Source organism: Pseudomonas sp. LBUM1661, from assembly GCF_059695925.1.
In genome coordinates this window covers 777,778-795,000 of the sequence record NZ_CP166794.1, presented here as the reverse complement: position 1 = coordinate 795,000, position 17,223 = coordinate 777,778, and the positions used below count along the sequence as shown (strand labels likewise).

At 56.0% G+C, this 17,223-nt stretch carries 15 protein-coding genes and 1 pseudogene (1 of these 16 only partly in view); 6 read left to right on the top strand and 10 right to left on the bottom strand.

Annotated features, from left to right (window positions below):
* Together ACA057_RS03590 and aptA are read right to left on the bottom strand one after the other, a co-directional pair.
* A protein-coding gene (locus ACA057_RS03590; protein WP_497346009.1) for a CoA-acylating methylmalonate-semialdehyde dehydrogenase crosses the window boundary here: on the bottom strand, positions 1 to 493 show its 5' portion. 1,001 nt of this gene lie to the left of the window's left edge; the window shows 493 of its 1,494 coding nt (coding positions 1-493); it begins with the start codon at positions 491 to 493; its stop codon lies beyond the left edge, outside the window.
* Positions 494 to 552: 59 nt separating this feature from the next.
* The gene (gene aptA, locus ACA057_RS03585) at positions 553 to 1,902 is read right to left on the bottom strand and encodes an omega-aminotransferase AptA (RefSeq protein WP_497346007.1); all 1,350 of its coding nucleotides are present in this window, start codon (positions 1,900 to 1,902) and stop codon (positions 553 to 555) included.
* A 124-nt stretch (positions 1,903 to 2,026) separates the two neighbouring features.
* Here aptA and ACA057_RS03580 point away from each other — a divergent pair, with 124 nt between their 5' ends.
* Positions 2,027 to 2,947 carry a LysR family transcriptional regulator gene (locus ACA057_RS03580; RefSeq protein WP_497346005.1) on the top strand — a complete coding sequence of 307 codons (921 nt, stop codon included), beginning with the start codon at positions 2,027 to 2,029 and terminating at the stop codon, positions 2,945 to 2,947.
* A gap of 43 nt (positions 2,948 to 2,990) precedes the next feature.
* Here ACA057_RS03580 and ACA057_RS03575 read toward each other — a convergent pair whose 3' ends face one another.
* A complete protein-coding gene (locus ACA057_RS03575) occupies positions 2,991 to 3,677 on the bottom strand; it encodes an SDR family oxidoreductase (protein ID WP_497346003.1) in 687 nt (228 codons plus the stop codon).
* A 25-nt stretch (positions 3,678 to 3,702) separates the two neighbouring features.
* Positions 3,703 to 4,053: a MerR family transcriptional regulator gene (locus ACA057_RS03570; RefSeq protein ID WP_497349801.1), complete on the bottom strand. Its 351-nt coding sequence runs from the start codon at positions 4,051 to 4,053 to the stop codon at positions 3,703 to 3,705.
* Positions 4,054 to 4,135: 82 nt separating this feature from the next.
* Here ACA057_RS03570 and ACA057_RS03565 point away from each other — a divergent pair, with 82 nt between their 5' ends.
* On the top strand, positions 4,136 to 4,576 hold the full coding sequence (locus ACA057_RS03565; RefSeq protein ID WP_497346001.1) for a hypothetical protein: 441 nt from the start codon (positions 4,136 to 4,138) through the stop codon (positions 4,574 to 4,576).
* A 40-nt stretch (positions 4,577 to 4,616) separates the two neighbouring features.
* Here the strand turns inward: ACA057_RS03565 and ACA057_RS03560 are convergent, their stop codons facing one another.
* From ACA057_RS03560 to ACA057_RS03540, 5 genes are all read right to left on the bottom strand, one after another.
* A complete protein-coding gene (locus ACA057_RS03560; protein ID WP_497345999.1) occupies positions 4,617 to 5,543 on the bottom strand; it encodes an ABC transporter permease in 927 nt (308 codons plus the stop codon).
* Positions 5,543 to 6,649: an ABC transporter permease gene (locus ACA057_RS03555; RefSeq protein WP_497345997.1), complete on the bottom strand. Its 1,107-nt coding sequence runs from the start codon at positions 6,647 to 6,649 to the stop codon at positions 5,543 to 5,545. The genes ACA057_RS03560 and ACA057_RS03555 overlap by 1 nt, the downstream gene beginning before the upstream one ends.
* Positions 6,650 to 6,660: 11 nt before the next feature.
* A complete protein-coding gene (locus tag ACA057_RS03550; protein ID WP_497345995.1) occupies positions 6,661 to 8,226 on the bottom strand; it encodes an ABC transporter ATP-binding protein in 1,566 nt (521 codons plus the stop codon).
* A 538-nt stretch (positions 8,227 to 8,764) separates the two neighbouring features.
* Complete coding sequence (locus ACA057_RS03545; RefSeq protein ID WP_497345993.1) at positions 8,765 to 9,346, bottom strand: IMPACT family protein; 582 nt, start codon at positions 9,344 to 9,346, stop codon at positions 8,765 to 8,767.
* Positions 9,347 to 9,353: 7 nt separating this feature from the next.
* Positions 9,354 to 10,004 (bottom strand): TetR/AcrR family transcriptional regulator, encoded by a 651-nt coding sequence (locus ACA057_RS03540; protein ID WP_497345991.1) that lies wholly within the window; start codon positions 10,002 to 10,004, stop codon positions 9,354 to 9,356.
* 345 nt (positions 10,005 to 10,349) lie between these two features.
* On the opposite strand from ACA057_RS03540, the gene ACA057_RS03535 reads away from it, so the two are divergent.
* A complete protein-coding gene (locus ACA057_RS03535; RefSeq protein ID WP_497345989.1) occupies positions 10,350 to 11,708 on the top strand; it encodes an 8-oxoguanine deaminase in 1,359 nt (452 codons plus the stop codon).
* Between the two features lie 143 nt (positions 11,709 to 11,851).
* Here the strand turns inward: ACA057_RS03535 and ACA057_RS03530 are convergent.
* Positions 11,852 to 12,097 (bottom strand): annotated as a pseudogene (locus ACA057_RS03530) (calcium:proton antiporter); the annotation flags it as partial.
* A gap of 136 nt (positions 12,098 to 12,233) precedes the next feature.
* Here ACA057_RS03530 and ACA057_RS03525 point away from each other — a divergent pair.
* The 3 genes from ACA057_RS03525 to ACA057_RS03515 are packed head-to-tail and all read left to right on the top strand — an operon-like array spanning position 12,234 to position 17,108.
* Positions 12,234 to 14,345: a hypothetical protein gene (locus ACA057_RS03525; RefSeq protein WP_497345987.1), complete on the top strand. Its 2,112-nt coding sequence runs from the start codon at positions 12,234 to 12,236 to the stop codon at positions 14,343 to 14,345.
* A gap of 2 nt (positions 14,346 to 14,347) precedes the next feature.
* A complete protein-coding gene (locus ACA057_RS03520) occupies positions 14,348 to 16,546 on the top strand; it encodes a hypothetical protein (protein ID WP_497345985.1) in 2,199 nt (732 codons plus the stop codon).
* Position 16,547: 1 nt separating this feature from the next.
* Positions 16,548 to 17,108: a hypothetical protein gene (locus tag ACA057_RS03515; protein ID WP_497345983.1), complete on the top strand. Its 561-nt coding sequence runs from the start codon at positions 16,548 to 16,550 to the stop codon at positions 17,106 to 17,108.
* Positions 17,109 to 17,223: the final 115 nt, after the last annotated feature.

The following is a 17,223-nucleotide window of genomic DNA, read 5'->3' as shown; positions in this document are numbered from 1 at the left end:
AGACGATCGCCAGTGGATACATCCACAGCGGTACCATCGCCGGGAAGTTGAACGGAGTGATACCAGCGACCACGCCCAGCGGCTGGAAGTCCGACCAGGCATCAATGTTCGGGCCGACGTTACGGCTGTACTCGCCCTTGAGAATTTCCGGTGCGGCGCACGCGAACTCGACGTTCTCGATACCGCGTTTCAGTTCACCGGCAGCATCTTCCAGCGTCTTGCCGTGTTCTTCGCTGATCAGTTCCGCGATGCGCGCTTCGTTCTGTTCCAGCAGCTGCTTGAAGCGGAACATCACCTGCGCACGTTTGGCCGGTGGCGTGTTGCGCCAGGCCGGGAATGCAGCCTTGGCCGAATCGATGGCTTTCTGGATGGTTTCGCGGCTGGCCAATGGCAGCTTGTGGATCGCCTGGCCAGTGGACGGGTTGAACACGTCAGCGGTACGACCTTCTTCGGTCACCAGTTCGCCATTGATCAAATGCGGGATAAGACTCATGTAACGCTCCTGAAAAATTGTTCACAGGCGCCCGCTGAAGGGCGCCTCTATAGAGAAAATCAGTCGATCTTGTTCAGCACTTCGCCGACCGCGTCGAACAGGCGATCAAGGTCGTGTGGCTTGCTGTTGAAGGTTGGGCCGAACTGCAGGGTATCGCCGCCGAAGCGCACATAGAACCCGGCTTTCCACAGCGCCATGCCCGCCTCGAACGGACGCACGATGGCATCACCGTCACGTGGCGCGATCTGGATCGCACCGGCCAGGCCGTAGTTACGGATATCGATAATGTTCTTCGAACCTTTCAGGCCATGCAGCGCATTTTCGAAATGCGGCGCGACTTCGGCCACGCTCTGCACCAGGTTTTCCTTTTGCAGCAGGTCGAGTGCGGCCAGGCCAGCGGCGCACGCCACCGGGTGCGCGGAGTAGGTGTAGCCGTGCGGGAATTCCACCGCGTACTCAGGCGTCGCCTGGTTCATGAAGGTCTGGTAGATCTCGGAGCTGGCAATCACCGCGCCCATCGGGATCGCGCCGTTGGTGACTTGCTTGGCGATGCACATCAGGTCCGGGGTGACGCCGAAGGTATCGGCACCGAACATTTTGCCGGTACGACCGAAACCGGTGATCACTTCGTCGAACACCAGCAGGATGTTGTGCTGATCGCAGATCTCGCGCAGTCGCTTGAGGTAGCCCTGTGGCGGAACCAGCACGCCAGCGGAACCGGCCAAGGGCTCGACAAACACGGCGGCGATGTTGGACGCGTCATGCAGTTCGATCAACTTCAGCAGCTCATCGGCCAGGGCGATACCGCCCAGCTCCGGCATGCCACGGGAATAAGCATTGCTCGCCAGCAAGGTGTGCGGCAGATGATCGACGTCCATCATCGCCTGACCGAACATTTTGCGGTTGCCGTTCACACCGCCGAGGCTGGTGCCGGCGATGTTCACGCCGTGATAACCACGGGCACGACCGATCATTTTGGTCTTGGTGGCCTGCCCTTTCAGACGCCAGTAAGCGCGGACCATCTTCACCGCGGTGTCCGCGCACTCGGATCCCGAGTCGGTGAAGAACACGTGGTTTAGATTGCCCGGAGTCAGGTCGGTGATTTTTTCAGCCAGTTGGAACGACAGCGGGTGGCCGTACTGGAAGCCCGGCGAGTAATCGAGGGTGCCCAATTGCTTGGCGACCGCTTCCTGGATTTCCTTGCGAGTGTGCCCGGCGCCGCAGGTCCACAGTCCGGACAGCGAGTCATAGACCTTGCGGCCCTTGTCGTCGATCAGCCAGCTACCTTCCGCCGCCACAATCAGTCGCGGGTCGCGCTGGAAATTACGGTTGGCGGTGTAAGGCATCCAGTGAGCATCGAGCTTGAGCTGGCTGGCCAGGGAAGACGGGGCGTTTTCGGGCAAGTTCATGGGCAAAACCTCGCAGGGCAATGAGCGGCATGGAGATGAAAAGCGTTCTTGCAGCTAAATTGCCACGGGGATAAAGTCGGTGAAATCCAACTCTTCTAATGTTCAGTCAGGCATTCACTAAACTATGAGCAGCCGTCGACCCGATCCACTGGCGCAAGTCAGCGACTTTGATATCCGCCTGCTGCGGATTTTTCGCAGTGTCGTGGAATGCGGCGGTTTCTCCGCGGCGGAATCGGTGCTGGGGATCGGCCGTTCGGCCATCAGCCAGCAGATGAGCGACCTTGAGCAGCGCCTCGGTTTGCGCCTGTGCCAACGCGGTCGCGCCGGTTTTTCCCTGACTGAAGAAGGTCGCGAGGTCTATCAATCGGCGTTGCAGCTGTTAAGTGCGCTGGAAAGTTTTCGCACCGAGGTCAACGGCCTGCACCAGCATTTGCGCGGCGAGTTGACCATCGGCCTGACCGACAACCTGGTCACCCTCCCCCACATGCGCATCACCCACGCCTTGGCGCAATTGAAGGAGCGCGGCCCGGACGTGCAGATTCAGATCCGCATGATCGCGCCCAACGAAGTCGAGCAAGGCGTGCTCGATGGTCGCTTGCATGTCGGCGTGGTGCCGCAAGCCAGCGCACTGTCAGGGCTGGAATATCAGCCGCTCTACAGCGAACGCTCGCTGTTGTATTGCGCGGTCGGGCATCCGTTGTTTTATGTCGACGACAAACAACTGGACGACGAGCGCCTCAATTGCCAGGACGCGATCGCCCCGACCTTCCGTTTGCCGGCGGAAATCCAGGCCCATTATCAGGCGCTCAATTGCACCGCCAGCGCTTCCGACCGCGAAGGCATGGCGTTCCTGATCCTGACCGGGCGCTACATCGGATACCTGCCGGATCACTACGCCGCCCTTTGGGTGCAGCAAGGCCGACTGCGCGCGCTGAAACCAACAGCGCGGTTTTATGACCTGAGCCTCGCGTCGGTCACCCGCAAGGGTCGTCGCCCGCATTTGGTGCTGGAAAGTTTCCTGGAGAGCCTGGCCGCGACGCGCTGAAAACTGTAGGAGCGAGCTTGCTCCTACAGAGGGATGGCGGTGATTACCAGGGAATGGTTTCACCCCGGTAGTTCACGAAGTGATGCCCACCCTTGCCGGTATACGCATTCACCTGATCAACCAACCCGCGCGTGCTGGTGTCCACATCGATATCCGCACCTTCACCGCCCATGTCGGTCTTCACCCAACCCGGATGCAGCGACAGCACGGTAAGTTTCTGTTCGCCCAATTGCATGACGAAACTGTTGGTCATGGAATTCAGCGCGGCTTTACTGGCCTTGTACAACGCCAGCTCCGGGGCGTCCGGCATGGTCACACTGCCGAGCACCGAGCTCATGAACGCCAGCACACCGGTTTCCGCACGAATCTGCCCGGCGAAACGCTGGGCCAGGTTGATCGGTGCCACCGCGTTGGTGAAAAACAACTGACCGACTTCGGCCAGCGTCGCGCCACCCGGCGTCTGGACCTCCGGCCCTTTGACCCCGGCATTGACGAACAACAGGTCAAACACTTCGCCCTTGAGCTGTTGACTGAGGGCAATGACCGCCTGCTGATCGTCCATGTCGAGTTTCTCGATCCGCACCTTGCCCAGGGCCTGCAAGGCTTCGGCGTTTTGCGGGTTGCGCACGGTGGCGGTGACTTGCCAGCCGTCGGCCAGCAAGGTTTTCACCAGGCCGAGGCCCAGGCCCCGGGAGGCACCGATGATGAGTGCGGTTTTTACCGTAGACATAAGTGGCTTCCTTGATAAATGAGGATCACGGATTCAATGGGCAACGTTGCCCGATGCGTTGCTGCAACTCCTGACGCAGCGCACCGAGTTCGTCCATGCGGCTTTCAATCAGCTTGAGCTTGTCTTGCAGCAATTGCGTGACGGCGCTGTCCGGATCGGGCGACTGCCACAACGCGGCGACGCTGTTGCCGATCTCGCCGAGGGTAAACCCCAGCCGTTGAGCGGTCTTGATGTACAGCACCAGTTGCACCATGTCCGGCGGATAGTCGCGATAACCGTTGGCGCTGCGTTGCGCCGCGATCAATCCGCGCTGCTCGTAGAAGCGCAGCGTGTCGCGGCTGACGGCGCTGGCCAGGGCTAATTCACCGATGCGCATCATGACGTCTCGAGAGGGCTTGACCCTGGAGCATACTCCAGGCTTTAGCCTTGTTGCTCCCTGATTCTTTGGAGCAAGACCGATGTGGACTTCTGCGCAATATCGTCAACTGGTGCGCGGCAGCGCGTGGTACGACCTGATCGTCACGGCGGCGTTTGCCACGCCGTGGAGTTTTGCGGCGTTGCATGGGTTGTTATCGAGTGTGAGTCAGGCGTTCAACTTGCCGGGCGAGTTGCCGGCGTTCGAGCCGATGCACATGCTGATGGCGAATCTGTTGGGCTCGATTGTGTGCGTGTGGGCGGTGCTGCGGATTCGCGATCCGCAGCAGATTTACGGTCGGTATGACGCGGCGGGCAGATTCCTGTTTTCAGCTTGGTTGCTGTATGCCCTGGTTCATGGTGCGAGTTCGTTGTTGGTGATTTTCCTGTTCTTTGAATTGGCGTGGGGCGTTGTTCAGGTGTTGCCTGTTCGGGCGCCTTCGCGGGCAAGCCTCGCGCCTACAGGGGGAACGCAAACCCTGTAGGAGCGAGGCTTGCCCGCGAAGAGGCCCGCCCGGTTACCACCTAATGCCCGCCCTGCCACGGCTGCCCCAACGACACCGGGGCATACAACCGTGTCCGCAGCGCATCGCGCGACAACAGCACCAACACCACAATTGTCGCGACATACGGCAGCATTGCCAGCAGGCTCGACGGAATCGCCAGCCCCAACCCCTGCGCCACCAAATGCAGGATGCTGGCGAGTCCGAACAGATAGGCCCCCAGCAGCAACCGCCACACCCGCCAACTGGCAAACACCACCAGCGCCAGGGCAATCCAGCCGCGCCCGGCGCTCATGTTCTCCGCCCACATTGGCGTATAGGCCAGCGACAAATAAGCCCCGGCCAATCCGGCCATCGCGCCCCCGAACAACACCGCCAAAGTACGCACAGCCAACACCGGCAAACCCATCGCACTGGCCGCATCCGGGTTTTCCCCGACGGCCTGAATGATCAGCCCGACACGGCTTTTCAGAATCACCCAAGCCACTAGCGCAAACAATGCGAACGACAGGTACACCAGCCAATCCTGAGCAAACAGCATCCGCCCGATCAGCGGGATTTCACTCAGATAAGGAATCGCCACCGGCTCGAAACCCGCCAGCGGTTTACCGACCCACGCCGCGCCGACAAACGTCGACAGACCCACGCCGAAGATCGTCAACGCCAACCCGGTGGCCACCTGATTGGCGTTGAACACCAGCGCGACCAACGCAAACAGCGACGACAGCAGCATCCCGGCCAGCATCGCCAACAACACACCGAGCCACAGGTTGCCGCTGTTCAGCGCGACGATAAAACCGATCACCGCGCCAAACAGCATCATGCCTTCCTGCCCCAGATTCAGGACGCCGCTCTTCTCGCAGATCAATTCACCGAGAGCGACCAACAGCAACGGCGTACCGCAACGGACCATGGCGTAGAAAATATTGCTCAGCAGATCGATATCCATCACAGCGCTCCTGCGCGTACGGCGGCGGTTGGCGCACGGCGAGCCCAGCGCAGGTTCAGACGCGGTCGGTAGAGAATCAGCACGTCACTGGCCAGCAGGAAAAACAGCATCATTCCCTGGAACAGTTGAGTGATCGCTTGCGGCAGATTCATGCTCATCTGCGCATTCTCGCCACCGATGTACAGCAGCGCCATCAACAGGCTGGAAAACAAAATACCGATGGGATTCAGCCGCCCGAGAAATGCCACGGTGATGGCCGCATAGCCGTAGCCCGGAGAAACCTGTGGGACCAATTGGCCGATCGGCCCGGTGACTTCGCAGACGCCGGCCAAACCGGCCAATCCGCCGCTGATCAACAGCGCCAACCAAATCAGGCGCTTCTCGCGAAAGCCGACAAAACCGGCTGCTCGCTTGTCCAGCCCGAGCACTTTGATCTGGAACCCGACGAAGCTTTTCTGCAGCAGCACCCACACCGCCACCAGCGCGAGCAAGGCGAAATACACACCGGCGTGAACCCGACCGTCCTCCATCAACAACGGCAACCGGCTGGCATCGCCAAACATCGCCGACTCCGGAAAGTTGAACCCGGCCGGATCCTTCAACGGCCCGTGCACACAGAACAGCAGCAGGTTCAGGGCGATGTAATTGAGCATGATGCTGGTGAGGATTTCGTTGGCGTTGAAGCGCGTGCGCAACCACGCCGTCAACCCGGCCCACGCCGCGCCGGCCAGGGTGCCGGTGAGCAGGATCAACACCAGCGCCCAGCGGCTTTGCACATCGATGATGTTCACGGCCAGCGCACTGCCGGCCAACGCGCCGAGCAGCAGCTGGCCTTCGGCGCCGATGTTCCAGATCCGCGCTTGATAGGCCACGGCCAACCCCAACGCGCAGAGCAGAATCGGCAACGCCTTGACCAACAATTCAGAGACGCCATACACGTCGCTGATTGGTGCGATCAGCAGCGTGTGCAAGGTCAGCAACGGGTCGTGGCCCAGCGCGATAAACAGTAACGAGCCGCAGCCCAATGTCAGGACCGCCGCCAGTAATGGCGAGCACCACAGCATCAGGCGCGATTGTTGGCCACGGGGTTCGAGGGAAAGCAGCATGGGTAACTCCGTTAAACCATTGCGGAAGCAGGTGATTGAGGGGCATCGAACTGGCCGGCCATCCAGCCGCCGACGTCGCTGAGCCGGGTGTCGGCGGTCGCCTTGAGCGGCGACAGTCGACCGCCGCACAACCCGCCGAGCCGATCACAGATCTGGAACAGTTCGTCGAGGTCTTCGGAGATCACCAGGATGGCCGCGCCGGCATCGCGCAAGGCAATCAGCGCCCGGTGAATGGTCGCGGCCGCACCGACATCCACGCCCCAGGTCGGGTGCGCGGCCACCAACAGTTTCGGCTGCTGGAGGATTTCCCGGCCGAGGATGAATTTCTGCAAGTTGCCGCCGGAGAGGCTGCGGGCGGGAGCCTGTGTATCGGGCGTCTTGACCCCGAAGCGGCGGATGATGTCCTCGGCCAGGGCTTCAACCTTGCCGCGCTGGATCAGGCCGTTGCTGACCAGTCCCTGTTGAAACGCGGTGAGCAAGGCATTGTCCGCCAGGCTCAATTCCGGCACCGCGCCATGCCCCAGACGTTCGGCGGGGACGAAGGCCAGTCCGAGTTTGCGTCGAGCATCCGGGCGTAAGTGCGCTACGGGTTGGCCGCCGAAACTGATCGTCTTGCCCTCGATGCGGTGCAGGCGTTCTTCGCCGCTGAGCAAGGCCAGCAACTCATCCTGACCATTGCCGGCCACGCCAGCGATACCGACGATTTCGCCGCTGCGCACGTCGAGGTCGATGTCTTTCAACGAGCAACCGAACGGGTCCGGGTTGTGCCAGGACAAGCCACTCACGGTCAAAAAAGTATCGCCGCCCGTGACCTTCGGATAGTCCGCTATCAGCTCGGCCGCTTCACCGACCATCAACCGTGCGAGTTGCTGATCCGAACACTCGGCCGGCACGCAATGCCCGGCCACCCGACCGCCGCGCAGTACGGTCGCGCTGTGGCACAACGCGCGGACTTCACCGAGCTTGTGACTGATAAACAAAATGCTGCAGCCCTCGGCCGCCAGCCGGCGCAGGGTGATGAACAATTCGTCGGCCTCCTGCGGCGTCAGTACCGAGGTCGGCTCATCGAGAATCAGCAGGCGGATGTCCTGCATCAGGCAACGAATGATTTCCACCCGCTGACGTTCACCGATGGACAGGCTGTGGACAAGTCGCTCCGGTTCCAGCGCCATGCCGTAGCGCCGGGACACCTCACGGATCTTCGGCTCAAGCTGTGTCGGCGTACCGGCCGCCGCGCCCATTGCCAGTGCAATGTTCTGCGCCACGCTCAGGGTTTCGAACAGCGAGAAATGCTGGAACACCATGCCGATCCCCAGGCTTCGCGCCTGGGCCGGGTTGCGCAGGGAGACGCGTTGCCCTTGCCAAAGCACTTCCCCGGAATCGGCGTGGGTGACGCCGTAGATAATCTTCATCAGCGTGCTTTTACCCGCGCCGTTCTCTCCGAGCAGGGCGTGGATTTCACCGGGAGCAATGCTCAGGTCGATGGCGTCGTTGGCCAGACAACCGGGGTAGCGTTTGCTGATGTTGCGCAGTTGCAGGCGAGGCGTTTGATTGGGGATCGGCACGGGGTTGGGCATGACAGGCTCGGCTCGACTGAGTTAATGCCTGTGGATAAAGCAATTTCCTGGCCATTGAGTCAGGAAAGTTGCAAAGCCTTATATACAAAGGCATTGAGCGCGCGGCTTGGCGCGGTGTCGATTCAGACTCAGGCACCAATAGAGAGCAAAGCCGTTGATCAGGCTCGGTTTTTGCCCGTAACAATCTGGTCAAAAAACGAGCAACCCCGCGCAAGCCATGCCGGATACGGGGCGGCGACAGGCATGAACGGGTTATCCACAGGTTGCTCCACAGTATTTGTGTGCAAGCTCAAAGGTCGGGCATAAGCACCGAGCGGCTATCTCCTAAAGGTGATAAACCGCTCTAACTCTATGTTTTTAAGTGGATTTGGCATTTTCGATAGCGGATTGGACGAAAAATGAACAAAGCCTTCAAAGCCGCATGACAGAAGGGTTACAGCCGTATGTGCTCAGGTTATCCACAGCCGGGTGCACAGCAGATGTGGGCAAGTGCGGAGCGCGCAGAAAATCACTCATGCCCCAAAAGATCGCAGCCTTTTTAGCGCTGCAACAAAATGCGCCCACGACTCAAATCCGCGAGTTGTGATTGCAACGTTTCGATCTGCGCGTCGCCAATTGCCAATTGCAGCTCGACACCGTTGGCGGTGAACGTTTCCTCCACAACCAGGCCGCCGAGTTCCGCCACCCGAAGCTTCACCAGCGCCAACTCGCCAAACGCACAGGCACAACGCACCGGCACCCGACTGATCAACTCAACCTTCGGCGCCCCTTGCAGGCATTTATTGGCACCGCCGCCATACGCCCGCGCGAGGCCGCCGGTGCCCAGCTGAATGCCGCCATACCAACGAATCACCAGCACCGCGACCTGGTCGCAATCCTGCGCTTCGATCGCGGCCAGGATCGGCCGGCCCGCCGTGCCGCCAGGCTCGCCATCATCGTTGCTGCGGTATTGGTCGCCACATTTCCACGCCCAACAATTGTGCGAGGCGTTCAGGTCACTGTGCTGTTCGATGAACACCTGGGCTTCAGCAGGGTTGCTGATCGGCGCGGCGAAGGTGATGAAGCGGCTTTTGCGAATGTCTTCGCGGTATTCACAAAAACCGCTGAGGGTAAAAGGCATAAGCGTCTCAGAGAACCGGCGTCAGGCCGCAGCCCTTGAGAATGATGCGGATCAGGTTGTTCCCGGCGTCTTCCATGTCCTGCTTGGTCAACTTGGTGCGCCCGGTGACACGGCAGATCTGGGTGGCGAAATCAGCGTAATGCTGGGTGCTTCCCCACAACAGGAAGATCAGGTTCACCGGGTCGACCGGGTCCATTTTGCCGGCATCGATCCACGCCTGGAACACCGCCGCGCGGCCCTGGAACCAGGCGCGATAGTCCTGGTTGAAATACTCGGTCAGGCATTCGCCACCGCTGATGACTTCCATGGCGAAGATCCGCGAGGCCTGCGGCTGGCGACGGGAGAATTCCATCTTGGCGCGGATGTAACGCGTCAACGCTTCGGCCGGATCGTCTTCGGCGGTCAGGGTGTTGAAGGTGCTGTCCCACAACTGGAGGATGTTGCTCAGTACCGCCACGTACAAACCGAGTTTGTTGGTGAAGTAGTAATGCAGGTTCGCTTTCGGCAACCCGGCATTCAGGGCGATGGTGTTCATGCTGGTGCCTTTGAACCCGTGACGGGCGAACTCGTCTTCGGCGGCTTTGATGATGGTCTCTTCGTTCTTCTGACGAATGCGACTGGCAGGTTTGCCGCCGTGAGCTGGGACTTCAAAGGTCATAGGCACTTCCAAACAGGTAGGTGGGTGCAGCCAATGCGTTGATAGCGCACCCACAGGAATCAGACAAGTCCTGACGCAATAAAACCTGAACCCCGACTACCTGTAGGAGCCGAGCTTGCTCGCGAAGGCAGCGTGTCAGTCACCACTTCTGTTGAATGTTGAGCCGCCTTCGCGAGCAAGCTCGGCTCCTACAGGGGTTTTGCACCAGCTGGTCGGCTCGGGCTTGCCCGCAACGCGCTTTTGCTCGAAACTTCGCACCTCGCCTCCCCGGCGACCCTGGATCAGCAGACAGGGTAATCACTGAGCTGGCAACCCTGAACCCCACTTTCAGAGGAGCCGGCCAACATGCCTGCGACCCGTACCTGGTTAAAAAACCCCCTCGCCATTTTCACGGCCAACGCGCTCGATGCCCGTGGCGGCCTGGTGCTGCAAGACGGCTTGATCGTCGAGGTGCTCGCCGCTGGCCAGCAACCTTCCGCGCCCTGTGGACACGTCTTCGATGCCCGCGAGCATGTGATCCTGCCGGGCCTGATCAACACCCATCACCACTTCTACCAAACCCTGACCCGCGCCTGGGCGCCGGTGGTCAATCAGCCGCTGTTCCCGTGGCTGAAAACCCTGTACCCGGTGTGGGCGCGCCTCACCCCTGAAAAACTCGCTCTAGCGTCCAAAGTCGCATTGGCCGAATTGCTGCTGTCCGGTTGCACCACGGCCGCCGATCACCATTACCTGTTTCCCGAAGGCCTGGAAAATGCGATCGACGTGCAAGTCGAAAGCGTGCGCGAACTGGGCATGCGCGCCATGCTCACGCGCGGTTCCATGAGCCTCGGCGAAAAGGACGGCGGCCTGCCACCGCAGCAGACCGTGCAGGAAGGCGAAGTGATTCTCGCCGACAGTCAGCGCCTGATCGCCAAGTACCACGAACGCGGTGATGGCGCACACATCCAGATCGCCCTGGCGCCCTGCTCGCCGTTCTCGGTCACACCGGAAATCATGTCGGCCAGTGCCGAATTGGCGAACACACTCGACGTGCGCCTGCACACGCACCTGGCCGAAACCCTCGACGAAGAAGACTTCTGCCTGCAACGCTTCGGCCTGCGCACCGTGGATTACCTGGACAGCGTCGGCTGGCTCGGCCCGCGCACCTGGCTGGCCCACGGCATCCATTTCAACCCGGACGAAATCGCCCGCCTCGGTGCGGCCGGCACCGGGATCTGCCATTGCCCGAGTTCGAACATGCGCCTGGCTTCCGGCATTTGTCCGACGCTGGATCTGACCGCAGCGGGCGCGTTGCTGGGCTTGGGCGTGGACGGCTCGGCGTCCAACGATGCCTCGAACATGATGCTCGAAACCCGCCAGGCGCTTTACATTCAGCGGCTGCGTTACGGCGCGGAGAAGATCACTCCGGAGTTGGTCTTGGGGTGGGCGACCAAGGGTTCGGCAAGTTTGTTGGGGCGTAGCGATATCGGTGAGCTGGCGGTGGGCAAGCAGGCGGACCTGGCGTTGTTCAAGCTCGATGAGCTGCGTTTCTCCGGCAGTCATGATCCGGTGTCGGCGTTGCTGTTGTGCGGCGCGGATCGGGCGGATCGGGTGATGATTGGCGGCAAGTGGCGGGTGATTGATGGGCAGGTTGAAGGGCTGGATCTCAAAGGCCTGATCGCCGATCACAGCCAGGCGGCCCGGCAGTTGATCGCCGGTACCTGAGTCGACAGAGCTCTAATGTGGGAGCGGGCTTGCTCGCGAAAGCGGTCAAGCAGCCAACATCATCGTTGACTGACACACCGCCTTCGCGAGCAAGCCCGCTCCCACATTTTTGATCCGGTTTCCACAGTGGTTTTGTGTTGGGTTCAGAGACCGAGCAGCGACAACATGATGAACGTCGCAAACAGCACAAAGTGGGTCATGCCTTCGATGGCGTTGGTTTCACCGTCGTTGAGGTTGATCGCGCTGACGATCAGGGTCAGAAAGATCATCACCGTCTGCACCGGGGTCATGGCCATCTGGAACGGCTGGCCGGTGTAGAGCGCCATCGCTTCCATCACCGGCACCGTCAGGATCACCGTCGACAGCGACGCACCCATGGCGATGTTAAGTCTTTTCCGTACTGTCAACCGTCTGTCTATTTTTTTATCAACGTTTTCAGATAGATAGAATTATCTGTGACACCGGCTTTTGACACCGTCCAAACACCTACTAGGTTTACCCTAATGTCTCTGGGGTGGTGGGCGTATGAGGTTTGTCATCGAAGACAACAGGCTGATCTTGCTCCGAGATGATGTCCGCTTCAGAGGCGGGCATAGCAAGAGAATCATCACGGGGCCAGCCAACTCCTCCAGTGCCGACCTGAGCAGGATCGGCGAAGCCTTGGTAGGGTTAACAGCTGGCATGGCGTTCTACACCGAAGGGTCTTACATAAATGCTGCTGCCTCGGTATTAGGCTTTTTGAAACGCCACTCCCCAAACTGGCCCGTCAAAGACCAGTGGCCCATGACCATTTTCAACTTGTACTGTCATCACTACGGTGAAGGTGCCGCTGATGCAGGAAGAACTGTGCAATCCTGCCGTGCGACTTGGGGCAATATCCGCCTCCTTTTATTACGGCTGATGCGAGATGGTGTTATCCCCTCCTGCCCTGTTCCTGCTGCATCACTTCCGGCCAGTACGCCAGTGAACGAATCTGCTGCGAACCTCGTTCTTGGTGAGAAATATGAGTCAGTGCCTCCACCTGAGGCGGTTGAGGACTTAGCTTGGCCTAAGTCATTTATCACGGATCTTTCGTATACAGAGGATAGTGAGACCTTTTTCGACGATATAGCCAAGAGCCTCAGTGACCGATTAGCCGCAACGCATAAAATTTGCGTAGATTATTGGGAGGATATGGTTAATACCCATGATCTAAGTAAATCGTTATCCAGTCAAATATCCCGTACAGAATTACTTAGCGCTCTTGCTGATCCAAAGTGGCATAAGGCCCGGTATGGAAAAACAACTCATATCGCTGACCCGCGCACAGAACGAGGACTCGCTTTTTTTCTTGCCGCCGTAAACTATTATTTTCTTGAAACAGATAGTCTGAATGAGCTTAACTGGGTAAGTCTTAAAAGCATACCCTTCTTAGCCCCCATAACCACCTGCCACAGAATTCAAAAAATAATAAAAGAAAAGCTCATCAACGAAACTGCTAACACACTTGTTGGGGCTCAGTTCCCTGAAATCCTTGGGAGATCGTTGGGATTCTTCAGTACAATGGACTGTTCGGTAGCTGCTGCCATATTGATACATGAACAGCCGAAGTTTAACCCTGACGCTTTAGAAGACGCCGATTTGTATGACAAGAATGGGAAACTTTTGTTATCAGTTGCAGCGACGTCGGGAAGTCATTATACATTTACGGTCGATAAACGACGAGCACACGATCGCAAGGGAGGCATGCTCACGGGACTCGCCTCAGATGTGATTGAAAAAGTATGGGAGAATAACCGCCGCCTACGGATCAAAACCGATAGAAGTCTGCCATCTACCTCTCGAAAGCTGTTTTTAGTTGCGACCAGAAATGGCTACGGCCGTGTCGGCAAACTATGTAACGGACTGAATTCAAATGAATGCACGAACCTTTTTTCTCTGAAACAAACGCAATTCGAAGCGGCTGGTATCGCCCGTGACACGTTAAGTCTGAGCAGGATACGTAATACTCAGGGTATTCTTGTTTGGATTAAAACCACTTCAGTAGCCGCGATGGCGAGCGTGATGGGTAATACGGTTGATACTGTTTTAGCCTGTTACCTACCACCATGGCTGCTACGCCGAATGCACGCCCGCATCGTTAGAAAATTTCAACAAAAAACGATAGTGCTAGCAACAGCCGGGGCAGACTGGCAATTAGCAGCTTCGGACTTTGAAACCGTCGAACAGTTGCATGCGTTCATCGTTCAGATTTTAACTGAGGACAAATACGGCAATCCGTTCTCAGACGCATTCCACCACACTTATTCTAAAGACTTTGGCTCAGGCGAGAACCAAAACGGGCCTTTGAAAAATAAGGATCTCTATCTCTGCCTGTCCCCTGAAGCGATAGCATCGCTAGAAGTATTTTGTGTAAAATATAAGAGTTCGGAGGAGCCAGGACCTCACCGAGACAATGATCTTGAGCCGGAATATTTAATGGGTCTATTTCAGCTAATTTCAAGCGCAGTGCATTCCGCGGATGAAAGTTTCATCGATGAATCAATCCACGATTTACTTAGTGGAACATCCATGGCTCAACTAAAATTTATTTGGCAGAAGTCGCGCAAGCTTGTAGAAACATATAACTCTAAAATTATCGACGCTGACAGGCTCTGACGATGGCCAAATACACCACTCGTGAGTACTCGCACAATGACGTCGAGAAACTTATCGACGCTGCCCGTGCGCTCTACGCTCCGAAACCCACAGTGAACGACATTAAAGCGGACTGGTTGCTGGAAGGGGACATTGGCTCGCATGTATGGAAAACCCAAAACGCTAGCCATGAGTACTTGGAAAATGGCGAATGGAAAGGAACCATAAATGTAAATTTTGCACATCGTCTACCGAACAATACACTACTCACAGATCCAGAGAATTCGGTACCCCTGCATGGTTTGCAACGATGGGCTTTCGCCCTTCGGTCCGGGTTACTCGGTTACTCACCAGGACCTACAAGTTGGCAAGCGGCTGTCCGGTGGGGACTGAACCTGACATCATGGATATATCTACGCGTCGATACACTCGAACCGCAGAAGTTCGGCTTCAGCCTTCTGGATTCAGAAGACATCAAAGAATTAACTTATCAACTCTCTCTAGATAATTGGTCAGAGGCTCTTGAAATAACTCCCAGACTGTTTACAGCTCTTCACAAGCTTACATTTAATCGGAAGCCAACCAAAAAGGCTCTATCTGCTTTGCCATATGTAGACGCTCTAACAACTGTCAAAATAAAAAACAAATTGAGGTCCGAAGGATTATATAAAGATTACACTCCAAAACCTGAATCGCTTGTGTGTAGAGTATTCCTAGCGAATTTAATTCAGCACACGCAAGAAGGCTTTCGCAGCGAAAAAGTGAGAGCATTTCTGAGACAGTTTGAAGAGGGATTGGCTTCTGAGCCACTATTGCTATGCGGCAGAACTCTAACCAATCATCCAACGTTGAACGCTCGCCCCATGGATGAAGTGGAAGATCTCCGGGTTTCAGAGAGCAACATGCTTGCACATCGCTTGTTTTTCGACTACTTCCTAGCGGGGCACCAAATTGAGCATACGTGCATTCCATATATTGAAAGAGCAGCAAAAGATGTAGTTCACGAGCTAAACCAAAACCTAGCACCTTCTCAACATCAGAGACTTATACAAATCAATGATGGACTTGCAGTCCTGAATGAAGCCGCGAGATGGATCATAAACTTCGGCGATGATCTGATAGACATATATAGCCAGCACTTAACAAATTCCAACACAATAGATAAGAAAATGGAGGGCGAGGATTACAATGTTTTAGCGGCAGAGAAAAAACAAACTTTTGATGCTCTTATTGCCAATTATAATGTTACGCTAGCCGACAATTCGAGGTCGCCTAGCATCATTGAATTTGCGGGATTAAATTTCGCCAATAAAAAAGATAGTCGCGACATTGTCCCGGGCAACCTCACATTAGTACAAGCAATTTACATTTTAATCGGCGCATGCACCTACGCACTCGGCATGATGAAACCAATGCGTGAGGGAGAGATAGCGACAATTCCGTATAACTGCGTCCTTCGTAATAATCTAACAAACGGCTGCTGGCTTACGGTCCCGAATGAAAAATCAGCAGTACTTGGTTATTCAACAGAAGTCGACCGACCCATACCCTATTTAACCTACAAAGCAGTATTTCTGCTACAAAAAATTGGTATTGTTACAGCCAAGCACTTTTTCGGCCTGGATGCCAAACCAACCCGGCTACTCTATTTCCCCTCATGGAATGATGGTATGTCCCCGCCCATCAAAGGAACTTCAAGCGGCGCATTGGGAAAAGCTATCACAAGATGCATGGACTATTTCTGCGATCATTTAAACATACCTTTAGATAAGCACGGCCGTAGACAATACTTTCGAATTCATGAGCTTCGCAAGTTTTTCCTCTTAACGTTGTCTTGGGATGAAAAATATCACGGTGATGAGTTGGCAGCTTGGATGGCTGCCCATCGAAACGCAGATTATACGCGAGCCTACACCGATGCAAATATAGATGGAGCAGAATTGTCGGATTTGGAAGCAAGGTATATCGAAAACAAGATAATTGACATCGAGTTGTCTAGAGGAAACGGAATCGACTCTCCAACCGCCGCTACATATCGCAAAATTCTAAAAGAGCTAAAAGTGGATTCAATCTCAGGCCTAGCGCCTGATAAATTCTCATCCTATGTGAGAAATGCTGTAGCGTCAGGACATCTCTCCGCAAAACCAATAAAAATAAGAACAATTATTCCAGGGGATACAGAGTTTACTGATCTCGCCGTTATTATTGGCAAGGATGGTTAAAATGAGCTTGAGCAAACTACAGAATGCCACGAACCGCATCAATTGGCTCCAAGACATTCTAAATGAAAAAAAGAATACGAAAGCAATCGAACCAGAGCAACTCCAAGACGCTAAATCTTTCTGCTCGCTTGAAATTGAAAACTTATTTACCGGAATCTCATATAACACATTGAAAACGTGCCTAAAAACCGCTCCCAACGACCACTTTAGAAGTCACACATTTAATGACAATTGGTCATACTTTCTATCTCTTCGCGAGAAAGCGTATTCACTTCTGTTAGCCAGGTCAGGAAAATCAAAAACGGCACGTGCATCGGACACTCCTATTGATTATAAGCTCGCGCACCGAAACGCGCTATGGCACGCTAACCTGTGCGCAAATGCTTACTTGCAACTCAGAAGAGATGTTCAGGGAATCTTGAAAACCAGCGGCAATCTCGAACTTGACTACAAAAGATTAGAAAAAGCTCTCAAAAAATCATGGTCTACCTATAAGCAAATTATCTCATCCGAGCCAGACAGACCTACACCAAAGCTAACAATCGTAAAGGCAAACACATAATGGGCCGGCAGCTCTATTCGGAATATCAGAATTGTCTTCTGCCACGAACCGGAAGAAGCGGATCTCAAACGAAACCATGGTTTGCTTTATTAGCTTGGCCAAATGGAAAGCCGTG

What these genes read in the sequence shown, in the direction of transcription:
- aptA (WP_497346007.1), bottom strand. Translation starts at nt 1,902, where the DNA reads ATGAACTTGCCCGAAAACGCCCCGTCTTCCCTGGCCAGCCAGCTCAAG.
- ACA057_RS03580 (WP_497346005.1), top strand. Translation starts at nt 2,027, where the DNA reads ATGAGCAGCCGTCGACCCGATCCACTGGCGCAAGTCAGCGACTTTGAT.
- ACA057_RS03575 (WP_497346003.1), bottom strand. Translation starts at nt 3,677, where the DNA reads ATGTCTACGGTAAAAACCGCACTCATCATCGGTGCCTCCCGGGGCCTG.
- ACA057_RS03570 (WP_497349801.1), bottom strand. Translation starts at nt 4,053, where the DNA reads ATGCGCATCGGTGAATTAGCCCTGGCCAGCGCCGTCAGCCGCGACACG.
- ACA057_RS03565 (WP_497346001.1), top strand. Translation starts at nt 4,136, where the DNA reads ATGTGGACTTCTGCGCAATATCGTCAACTGGTGCGCGGCAGCGCGTGG.
- ACA057_RS03560 (WP_497345999.1), bottom strand. Translation starts at nt 5,543, where the DNA reads ATGGATATCGATCTGCTGAGCAATATTTTCTACGCCATGGTCCGTTGC.
- ACA057_RS03555 (WP_497345997.1), bottom strand. Translation starts at nt 6,649, where the DNA reads ATGCTGCTTTCCCTCGAACCCCGTGGCCAACAATCGCGCCTGATGCTG.
- ACA057_RS03550 (WP_497345995.1), bottom strand. Translation starts at nt 8,226, where the DNA reads ATGCCCAACCCCGTGCCGATCCCCAATCAAACGCCTCGCCTGCAACTG.
- ACA057_RS03545 (WP_497345993.1), bottom strand. Translation starts at nt 9,346, where the DNA reads ATGCCTTTTACCCTCAGCGGTTTTTGTGAATACCGCGAAGACATTCGC.
- ACA057_RS03540 (WP_497345991.1), bottom strand. Translation starts at nt 10,004, where the DNA reads ATGACCTTTGAAGTCCCAGCTCACGGCGGCAAACCTGCCAGTCGCATT.
- ACA057_RS03535 (WP_497345989.1), top strand. Translation starts at nt 10,350, where the DNA reads ATGCCTGCGACCCGTACCTGGTTAAAAAACCCCCTCGCCATTTTCACG.
- ACA057_RS03525 (WP_497345987.1), top strand. Translation starts at nt 12,234, where the DNA reads ATGAGGTTTGTCATCGAAGACAACAGGCTGATCTTGCTCCGAGATGAT.
- ACA057_RS03520 (WP_497345985.1), top strand. Translation starts at nt 14,348, where the DNA reads ATGGCCAAATACACCACTCGTGAGTACTCGCACAATGACGTCGAGAAA.
- ACA057_RS03515 (WP_497345983.1), top strand. Translation starts at nt 16,548, where the DNA reads ATGAGCTTGAGCAAACTACAGAATGCCACGAACCGCATCAATTGGCTC.